General features: G+C 69.1%; 1 pseudogene. It reads right to left on the bottom strand.

Features of this window, described 5'->3' with window-relative positions:
• Positions 1–414 (bottom strand): annotated as a pseudogene (locus EN749_RS37265) (cobaltochelatase subunit CobN); the annotation flags it as partial.

The raw sequence follows: 414 nt of genomic DNA, 5'->3' as shown, positions 1-414 counted from the left end.
GCTCGTAGTAGCCAACTTTCGGCACGGCAACCGGCTCAGCAACAGCCGCATCCGACCCCGCCAGCCGCGCCAGCCTCCGCACCAGCGCGCTCATATTCGCCGGGCCGCCCTCGCGGAAATAGTCGAGCAGGCCGTCCAACTCTTCGCGCGGCAGCGTCTAGGCTTCGATCAGGCGCAAATCCTCGTCGCGGCATTCGCCGGGCAGCAGCGCCAGCTTTATGCCGCGTTCGCGGGCAGTCGAGGCGAGCTGGTCGCAGCCGTAGCGCCACCAGTCGTAGCCGCCGAGGATGCGCACCAGGATGATCTTGGCGTGGCGGGCGACGCTGTCGACCCAGAGGTCGACGGACATCGGATGGCGCAGGTCACGCAGTGCGGCCAGCCGCATCGAGGGCAGGCGGCCGGCATCGGCCTTCC

The sequence above is a fragment of the Mesorhizobium sp. M7A.F.Ca.ET.027.02.1.1 genome, from assembly GCF_004022985.1.
Lineage (GTDB): Bacteria > Pseudomonadota > Alphaproteobacteria > Rhizobiales > Rhizobiaceae > Mesorhizobium.
This window is presented reverse-complemented; position numbering and strand designations above follow the sequence as displayed.